Raw genomic sequence first — 9,124 nt, 5'->3', positions numbered from 1 at the left:
AACCTCAACGTGCCCGCGCCTCGGGCCTGTTGGAGGGCCAGTTCCTCGCGTCGGCGCTCGGTCAGCTGGCGGGCGGCCAGTACCAGGGTGGCGGGCGCCCTTCCACGTCGTAGACGTACAACCGATCAGCTCGCCGCGTCCTCCCGGCGTACCGACAGCAGATCCTCCAGTTGCTCCTCGCGTGCCTGAGCCGCCACGAACAGCAGCTCGTCGCCCGCCTCCAGGGAGTCTTCCCGGGACGGGGTCAGGACGCGCGTGCCGCGGATGATCGTGACCAGGGACGTGTCCTCGGGCCACTCCACGTCGCCGACCTGGGTGCCGGCCAGGGCCGACTCCTCCGGCAACGTCAGCTCCACCAGATTCGCGTCGCCGTGGCTGAAGCGGAGGAGGCGGACCAGGTCGCCGACCGAGACCGCCTCCTCGACCAGGGCCGACATCAGGCGGGGGGTGGAGACGGCCACGTCGACGCCCCAGGACTCGTTGAAGAGCCATTCGTTCTTGGGGTTGTTGACGCGGGCCACGACGCGCGGGACGCCGTACTCCGTCTTCGCCAGGAGAGACACGACCAGGTTGACCTTGTCGTCTCCCGTCGCGGCGATCACGACGTTGCAGCGCTGCAGCGCCGCCTCGTCCAGGGACGTGATCTCGCAGGCGTCGGCCAGCAGCCACTCCGCCTGGGGGACCCGCTCGACCGAGATCGCGGTCGGGGCCTTGTCGATGAGAAGGATCTCGTGACCGTTCTCCAGGAGCTCTCCGGCGATCGAACGACCGACCGCGCCGGCTCCGGCAATGGCGACCCTCATCAGTGACCGCCCTCCTCTTCGGGACCCTTGGCGAACGCCGCCTCGACCTTGTCGACCTCGTCCGTACGCATCATCACGTGCACGAGGTCGCCCTCCTGCAACACGGTCTGCGAAGAGGGCAGCATCGCCTCGCCGAGACGGGTGAGGAACGCCACGCGGACGCCCGTCTCCTCCTGCAGCTTGCTGATCCGCTGGCCGACCCACGCGGCCGAGGCGTGGACCTCGGCGAGCTGGACACCGCCGGTGGGGTCCCGCCACAGCGGCTCCGCGCCCGAGGGCAGCAGCCGGCGCAGCATCTGGTCGGCGGTCCAGCGGACCGTGGCCACGGTGGGGATGCCCAGGCGCTGGTAGACCTCGGCGCGACGAGGGTCGTAGATACGGGCCGCGACGTTCTCCACGCCGAACATCTCGCGGGCCACGCGTGCGGAGATGATGTTCGAGTTGTCACCGCTGGAGACGGCCGCGAACGCGCCCGCCTCCTCGATGCCCGCTTCGCGGAGGGTGTCCTGGTCGAAGCCGACCCCGGTGACCCGGCGGCCGCCGAATCCGGGGCCCAACCGACGGAAGGCGGTGGGGTCCTGGTCGATCACGGCGACCGTGTGCCCCTGTTGCTCCAGGGTCTGGGCGAGAGCGGAACCCACTCTGCCGCAGCCCATGATGACGATGTGCACGACCGTCCTTCCGGTGTCCTGAAATCAATGCTCAGCCCCATCAGGGTCTCAGACCGAGGCCCAAGCTACACACGCCCGGCCCTTCCGGGGCACCCCTGTGCATCAGCGACGGCCGATGCTGCGCACGCTGGCCAGGGTGAGGATTCCGAGGCCGACGAGGGCGGCCAGGGCGCCGATCAGCTCTGCGGTCGCGGGCATGGAACCTCCAGGAGGCGGCGGGAGCGGGGTTTTGTCATATAGACACGGAGTCGCCACTCGCGACGGAATCCGCAACTCCACTCGTCCCTGATTTCACTCGTGAGGCAGATGACACGGGCCAAGGAGGTGGCGAGTGGAGGATCGCCTGTTCGAAGGCCTACGATCCTCTGTTGTGTCCAAACTGACCGACGTGCCCAAGCGCATCCTCATCGGGCGCGCGCTGCGCAGCGACCGGTTGGGCGAAACGCTCCTGCCGAAGCGCATCGCGCTCCCCGTCTTCGCCTCCGACCCGCTGTCCTCCGTGGCCTACGCGCCCGGCGAGGTGCTGCTGGTCCTCTCCATCGCGGGCGTGTCGGCGTACCACTTCAGCCCCTGGATCGCGCTCGCGGTCGTCGTGCTGATGTTCACCGTGGTCGCCTCCTACCGGCAGAACGTGCACGCCTACCCGAGCGGCGGCGGCGACTACGAGGTGGCCACCACCAACCTCGGCCCCAAGGCCGGCCTCACCGTCGCCAGCGCCCTGCTCGTCGACTACGTCCTCACCGTCGCCGTCTCGATCGCCTCCGGCATCGAGAACCTCGGCTCCGCGGTCCCCTTCGTGGTCGAGCACAAGGTGATCTGCGCGGTCGCCGTCGTGGTGCTCCTCACGCTGATGAACCTGCGCGGGGTGAAGGAGTCCGGATCGCTGTTCGCGATCCCGACGTACGTCTTCGTCGCGGGCGTCTTCATCATGATCGCGTGGGGCGCCTTCCGCGGACTCGTCCTCGGCGATGCCATGCGGGCGCCGACCGCGTCGTACCAGATCAAGGCCGAGCACCAGGGACTCGCGGGCTTCGCGCTCGTCTTCCTGATGCTGCGCGCCTTCTCCTCCGGCTGTGCCGCGCTCACCGGTGTCGAGGCGATCTCCAACGGCGTCCCGGCCTTCCGCAAGCCCAAGTCGAAGAACGCGGCGACCACGCTCCTGGCGATGGGCCTGCTGGCCGTGACGATGTTCTGCGGGATCATCGCCCTCGCCATGACGACCAAGGTCCGGATGGCCGAGAACCCGGGCACCGACCTGCTCCACAACGGCGTCGCGATCGGCTCCGGCTATGTCCAGAACCCGGTGATCTCGCAGGTCGCCGAGGCCGTGTTCGGCAAGGGCAGCTTCCTGTTCATCGTGCTGGCCGCAGCCACCGCCCTGGTGCTGTTCCTGGCCGCCAACACGGCGTACAACGGCTTCCCCCTCCTCGGCTCGATCCTCGCCCAGGACCGCTACCTCCCGCGCCAGCTGCACACCCGCGGCGACCGCCTCGCCTTCTCGAACGGCATCGTGCTGCTCGCCGGCACGGCCACTCTGCTGATAGTGATCTACGGCGCCGACTCGACCCGGCTGATCCAGCTGTACATCGTGGGCGTGTTCGTGTCGTTCACGCTCAGCCAGACCGGCATGGTCCGGCACTGGAACCGCCATCTGGCCACCGAGAAGGACCAGGCCAAGCGCCGCCACATGATGCGCTCGCGGGCCATCAACGCGTTCGGCGCGTTCTTCACCGGCCTGGTGCTGGTCGTCGTCCTCGTCACGAAGTTCACCCACGGCGCCTGGGTGGCGCTGCTGGGCATGTGCATCTTCTACGCGACGATGACGGCGATCCGTAAGCACTACGACCGGGTCTCCGAGGAGATCGCCGCCCCCGAGGGCCCGAGCGACGACAGCCTCCGCCCGTCCCGCGTCCACTCGGTGGTCCTGATCTCCAAGATCCACCGCCCGGCGCTACGGGCCCTGGCCTACGCCAAGCTGATGCGCTCGGACACCCTGGAGGCGCTGAGCGTCAACGTCGACCCGGCGGAGACGAAGGCACTGCGCGAGGAGTGGGAGCGGCGCGGCATCGACGTACCGCTGAAGGTCCTCGACTCGCCGTACCGGGAGATCACCCGGCCGATCATCGAGTACGTGAAGGGTCTGCGGAAGGAGTCGCCGCGCGACGCTGTCTCCGTGATCATCCCCGAGTACGTCGTCGGCCACTGGTACGAGCACCTGCTCCACAACCAGAGCGCGCTTCGCCTCAAGGGCAGGCTGCTGTTCACGCCGGGCGTGATGGTGACGTCCGTGCCGTACCAGCTGGAGTCCTCCGAGGCGGCGAAGAACCGGGCCCGCAAGCGGCAGGAGTGGAGCGCGCCGGGTGCGGTGCGGCGGGGGCCGGCGGAGGAGCGGCACAAGGAGTCCTCGGACACCAAGGGCTGAGCGTCGCCGATCACTGGTGATCGCTTTGTGGTGAGCGGCCGGGCGGGGTCCACGTAGACTGGTGGGCTGTTGTCCGGCCGTTGCCCTTTGCACGTCCTTTCGCTCGCCCCCTTTCGCATTTGGAGTCACCCCGCCATGCAGGCAGAACCGAAGAAATCGCTGGTGGGGGAGGAGTACGAGGTCGAGGTGGGCCCCGTCGCCCATGGCGGGCACTGCATCGCCCGTACGTCCGAGGGCCAGGTGCTGTTCGTCCGGCACGCGCTGCCCGGTGAGCGCGTCGTCGCGCGGGTCACCGACGGCGAGGAGGGCGCGCGGTTCCTGCGTGCCGATGCGGTGACGATCCTGGACGAGTCAAAGGACCGCGTCGAGGCGCCCTGTCCGTACGCCGGCCCCGGCCGCTGCGGCGGCTGCGACTGGCAGCACGCCAAGCCCGGCGCGCAGCGTCGCCTCAAGGGCGAGGTCATCGCAGAGCAGCTGCAGCGGCTCGCGGGGCTCACGCCCGAGGAGGCCGGCTGGGACGGCACGGTGATGCCGGCCGAGGGCGACAAGCTGCCCGCGGGTCAGGTGCCGCGGTGGCGCACGCGCGTCCAGTACGCGGTGGACGTCGACGGCAACGCCGGTCTGCGCAAGCACCGTTCGCACGAGGTCGAGCCGGTCGAGCACTGCATGATCGCGGCGCCCGGTGTCAGCGAACTGGGCATCGAGGAGCGCGACTGGTCCGGCATGGCGTCGGTCGAGGCGATCGCGGCGACGGGTTCCCAGGACCGCATGGTCATCCTGGAGCCCCGCCCCGGCGCTCGCCTGCCCCTGGTCGAACTCGAACGCCCCGTCTCGGTCATGCGCGTCGAGGAGCACGACGGCGGCATCCACCGGGTCCACGGCCGCGCGTTCGTGCGCGAGCGGGCCGACGGCCGTACGTACCGTGTCGGCAGCGGCGGCTTCTGGCAGGTCCACCCGATGGCCGCGGACACCCTCGTCAAGGCCGTCATGCAGGGCCTGCTGCCGCGCAAGGGCGACATGGCGCTCGACCTGTACTGCGGCGTCGGCCTCTTCGCAGGCGCCCTCGCCGACCGCCTCGGCGACAAGGGCGCGGTCCTCGGCATCGAGTCCGGCAAGCGCGCGGTCGAGGACGCCCGGCACAACCTCGCCGGGTTCGAGCGGGTACGGATCGAGCAGGGCAAGGTCGAGAGCGTGCTTCCGCGCACGGGGATCAGCGAGGTCGACCTGATCGTCCTTGATCCGCCGCGGGCGGGGGCCGGGAAGAAGACGGTGGAGCATCTGTCGTCCCTCGGGGCGCGGAAGATCGCTTATGTGGCCTGCGATCCGGCTGCGTTGGCTCGGGACTTGGCGTATTTCCGGGATGGGGGGTATCGGGTGCGGACGTTGAGGGCGTTCGATCTGTTTCCGATGACGCATCACGTGGAGTGTGTCGCGATCCTTGAACCGGTGGCCAAGGTGTCCTGACCTGCGGTTTTGTCGTGCTGGGTCGCTGGTCAGGCGATCTGATACGTAGTCCATCCGCATCTGGTCGTGGCTGCGGTACGGGGGCTGTCCGGGAGTTGCAGTGGTCAGGGACTGCTACACCTTGCCGAACAGTCGGCTTCCTGGCGTGTCAGTGTCGTCGTCGAGGAAGAATCCCCTGACCACAGCCAGGATCTCGTCAGTGGAGAGCTGGCCGTCACCGTTCGTGTCGGCCTTGTCGAATTCCGCGGTCACGTCGGCCTCGGCGGCGCCGTACATGCTCATGAGCCGACCGAACTCGGCATGGGAGAGCACTCCGTCGCCATCGGTGTCCGCGAGGCGGACGACGGCATCGAGATGCGGGCGGTAGACCCGGTCGAAGGAGCTGTCGCTCATCAGACCGCCCGCGAATGCGTCGAGGTACTCCTGTTCGCTGACTCGTCCATCGCCGTCGGTGTCCATGGGAACGAGGAACTGCTGCCAGAACTCGCGGTAGGTGTCCATGACCGCACGGCTCCTTGGAGCGTCGGGCGACAGCGCGAAACCTTCCACCAACTGGCGGGCGGTGGCTTCGAAATCGTCCCAGGTCAAGTACCCGTCCTGGTCGGTGTCCCGGAGACGGAACCGCTTGCGGAGTTTGCGCTCGCGTGCGGCGCTGATGGCCATGAGGACCTCCCGTGTGAACGGCGTGGGCGCCATTCGGATCAAGACGGTGTGGAGGTCCCCGCTGTCTGAAGTGGGCAACCAATGATCACTGGTATGGATGAAGTACCGCACCGGGCCCGACAGGTCGGAAGCACGATGCTGCCGTTGCGCGGCGCTCCAGGGGCTCGGGATCTGGGTGCGCTCCTCGGTGTACCCGGACGGGTCTTCCGCTCCAGCGCGCTGGTCTCCCTCACCGACGGCGACCTTCGGTTCCTCGACGCGCACCGGCTGGCCACGGTCATTGATCTGCGTTCCGACGAGGAGCGGCAGGCGCTGGGCGCGGACCGCCTGCGGACCGGAGCACAGGGCATCCGCCTGGTGGAACTCCCGGTTTTTGACCCTTCACTGGCTGCCTTCGCGATCCTGGGGCCGCCGGATGGACACCCGGGTGGGGTTCGGCCGGCACAGCTGATTGCCCGGAGTGGAGCGGAGCGCGCGATGACCGACCTGTATCGCGCCTTTGTCGCTCGTCCCGTGCTGCGTCGCGCCTTCGGCAAGAGCGTCCGGTTGCTGGCCGACCCCGCGAGGCAGCCGCTGATGTTCCACTGCACGGCCGGCAAGGACCGCACCGGCTGGCTGGCCGCGATGGTGCTGACGGCTTCGGGGCTGTCGCGTGAGGAGGTGCTCGGGGACTATCTGAAGAGCAATGACTGCATGGGGCCGCACGTGAGGGCGGCACTGGAGAGTCTTGCCACACGGCACGGTATCCGGGACAGCGCCCTGCTACGCCCGCTCACCGAGGCGCGCCCGGAATACCTGGAGGCCGCTTTCGCTCAGGTTGACGCGCAGTTCGGGTCCTTTGCCGGGTTCCTCTCGGAAGGTCTGGGCCTCGGCCCCCGGACCCTGCGTCGGCTGCGCGCGAGTCTGGAGGCGGGTGGTGGAGAGCCTGCGTGAGTCATGAGTTCGGCCTGGTCGGGGGCCTTCGCCCCGGCCTTTCCACACCTCCACCGGCTGCGGTTGCGGTTGTCGCGCATTCGAGCCGATGGCGTGGGGCGGGGTGGCTGGAGTCGGCGGGAATCGTCATGATGGCGGCATGGCGCATGTGGGGGCGGATGTGCGAACTCGGTCCGTGCGGGAGCCGGACATGGAGACGATCGTGCGGATGGTGCACGACCTGGCCGCGTACGAGAAGTCGGGCGACGAGTGCCGGTTGGCGGTCGATCAGCTGCGGCAGGCACTGTTCGGGGAGCGCCCCGCGCTGTTCGGGCATGTCGCAGAGGCTGAGGGCCGGGTGGTCGGGTTCGTGTTGTGGTTCCTGAACTTCTCCACCTGGACCGGAACGCACGGCGTCTACGGGGAGGACATGTACGTCGATCCGGAATTCCGCCGTCATGGTGTGGGCCGGGCACTGTTCGAGGCCATGGCCCGGGAATGCGTCCAACACGGCTACCAGCGGCTGGAGTTCTGGACTCTGGACTGGAACACCGGGACCATCGCCTTCACCGCGTCGCTGGGCGCCAAGCCGATGGGCGAGTGGACGGTGTACCGGATCAGCGGGCCCGAGCTGACCGCACTGGGTGGCTCGCCGGCGGGCGAGCCCTGACGGCCCGATGAGCCGTGTCCCCGCCGTCCGGCCGCCGTACCGTGTGCTTCAGGTCGGTTGTGGACCCACCGGGACCAGTGTGCTGCGCGGGCTGGTGTCCCGGCTGGACGCGGTCGGGACCCGGCTGGAGTACGAGGTGGCCGATCCGGCGGTCATGGGTCCGGGGCTCGCGTTCTCGACCCCGTGCGACCTGCATCTGCTGAACGTGCGGGCGGACCGGATGAGTCTGCACCCGCAGGACAAGGGCGAGTTCGCCCAATGGCGCCAGCGGAACGGGGCCGGGCACGGGATCCCTTCGGCGGGGGACGACTATCCGCCGAGGCGGCTGTTCGGCGCGTACGCGCGGTGGGTGCTCGACGACGTGCTTCGCACGGCCCGACGGGCGGGCCCCGAAGTGCGGGTGACCCGTGAACGTGCGGTCGCTGTGCGGCGGGACGGCGACGGGCGCTGGCGCTGCCGGTTCGCGTCGGGCCGGGTGGCGACGTACGACAGGGTGGTGCTGGCTCTCGGTCATCTGCCGTCGGCGCGGTACGCGCCCGAGGAGGGTGGACCGCGTTTTCTGCGTGACCCCTGGGGCGGCCTGGAGGTGCCGGTGGACGCCCGGGTCGGTGTCATCGGCACTCGGTTGACCGGTGTGGACGTGGCACTGGCCCTGCTGGAGCGCGGACACGCCGGACCCGTCCTGCTGGCCTCCCGCTCCGGACTGCTGCCGAGCGTGAAGGGGCGGACGGCCGCGTACGAACTCGCCCATCTGCCGGGGTTCGTGGCCGATCAGCGGAGGCACGGCCGGGACGGCGGCGTCGGTCTGGAGACGGTGGCCGCGGTGATCGGGCGCGAGGTGCAGGACGCGGAGGGGACTCGCCGGATCCGTTGGAGCGAGGTGCTGCACCCGCCGCCGTCCTCCCCGGTGACGCTGCGTGCCGGGCTCGCGGTCGCCGAGTCGGCGGGCGCCCTTGGCCGGCAGTCGGTGCTCGCCGCGGTGGTGCCGTGGGTGCCGGCTCTGTGGCGGCTGCTCGACGAGCCCGGCAAGCAGCGGCTGATGAGCACGTATGTCGGCGTCTGGGCCGTGCACATCGCCTCCTTCCCGGCTGTGAGCGCCAGGCGGCTGCTCGGGATGATGGATGACGGACGGCTCACGGTACGGCCCGGGCTCATCGGGGTGCGGCCGTCGGGATCGGGGTACGAGATGTGCTTCGCCGACGCTTCACCGGTGCCTGTGGACGTGGTGGTGAACGCCACCGGCCCCGGCTACGGGCGGGACTCGCTGCTGGCCGCCCCGCTCACCCGTGACCTGCTGTCCTCCCGTACGGCCGTCGCCCACCGCTTCGGCGGCATCGCGGTCGACGAGCGCACGTTCGAGGTCCGGGGCGCCGACGGGATCGTAGCCCCGGGTCTGCATGTGGTGGGCGACCTGACGCGTGGCGTGTGGCTGGCGACCAACGCCGTGGAGAACAGCGTGAGTCAGGCGGTGCAGTTGGCGGACGTGGTCGCCGGGGCGCTGGACAGGTAGGGCCGGGGC

8 protein-coding genes are annotated in these 9,124 nt (G+C 69.6%); 5 read left to right on the top strand and 3 right to left on the bottom strand.

Going from position 1 to position 9,124, the window contains the following annotated elements:
- Positions 1 to 125: 125 nt before the first annotated feature.
- Complete coding sequence (locus tag AB0I69_RS12450) at positions 126 to 803, bottom strand: TrkA family potassium uptake protein (protein WP_019061074.1); 678 nt, start codon at positions 801 to 803, stop codon at positions 126 to 128.
- Complete coding sequence (locus tag AB0I69_RS12445; RefSeq protein ID WP_033283949.1) at positions 803 to 1,474, bottom strand: TrkA family potassium uptake protein; 672 nt, start codon at positions 1,472 to 1,474, stop codon at positions 803 to 805. Before AB0I69_RS12445 ends, AB0I69_RS12450 begins: the two co-directional genes overlap by 1 nt.
- Positions 1,475 to 1,844: 370 nt before the next feature.
- Between AB0I69_RS12445 and AB0I69_RS12440 the strand changes: the two genes are divergently transcribed.
- Positions 1,845 to 3,896, top strand: a complete 2,052-nt coding sequence (locus AB0I69_RS12440) for an APC family permease (RefSeq protein WP_363095559.1) — start codon at positions 1,845 to 1,847, stop codon at positions 3,894 to 3,896.
- A 135-nt stretch (positions 3,897 to 4,031) separates the two neighbouring features.
- Entirely contained in the window at positions 4,032 to 5,360 is a 1,329-nt protein-coding gene (locus AB0I69_RS12435) for a class I SAM-dependent RNA methyltransferase (protein ID WP_363095558.1), read from the top strand.
- A gap of 114 nt (positions 5,361 to 5,474) precedes the next feature.
- On the opposite strand, the gene AB0I69_RS12430 is transcribed toward AB0I69_RS12435, so the two are convergent.
- Positions 5,475 to 6,023, bottom strand: a complete 549-nt coding sequence (locus AB0I69_RS12430; RefSeq protein ID WP_363095557.1) for an EF-hand domain-containing protein — start codon at positions 6,021 to 6,023, stop codon at positions 5,475 to 5,477.
- Between the two features lie 135 nt (positions 6,024 to 6,158).
- Between AB0I69_RS12430 and AB0I69_RS12425 the strand changes: the two genes are divergently transcribed.
- From AB0I69_RS12425 to AB0I69_RS12415, 3 genes are all read left to right on the top strand, one after another.
- Positions 6,159 to 6,956 carry a tyrosine-protein phosphatase gene (locus tag AB0I69_RS12425; protein WP_363095556.1) on the top strand — a complete coding sequence of 266 codons (798 nt, stop codon included), beginning with the start codon at positions 6,159 to 6,161 and terminating at the stop codon, positions 6,954 to 6,956.
- Positions 6,957 to 7,146: 190 nt separating this feature from the next.
- Positions 7,147 to 7,605, top strand: coding sequence for a GNAT family N-acetyltransferase (locus AB0I69_RS12420; protein WP_363095555.1), 459 nt, complete (start codon positions 7,147 to 7,149; stop codon positions 7,603 to 7,605).
- A gap of 7 nt (positions 7,606 to 7,612) precedes the next feature.
- The gene (locus AB0I69_RS12415) at positions 7,613 to 9,115 is read left to right on the top strand and encodes an FAD/NAD(P)-binding protein (RefSeq protein WP_363095554.1); all 1,503 of its coding nucleotides are present in this window, start codon (positions 7,613 to 7,615) and stop codon (positions 9,113 to 9,115) included.
- The last annotated feature ends 9 nt before the right edge of the window (positions 9,116 to 9,124 follow it).

This window comes from Streptomyces sp. NPDC050508 (assembly GCF_040655155.1).
GTDB lineage: Bacteria > Actinomycetota > Actinomycetes > Streptomycetales > Streptomycetaceae > Streptomyces.
Note: the sequence above shows the minus strand (reverse complement) of the source record. Positions and strands in the feature narration are given on the sequence as shown.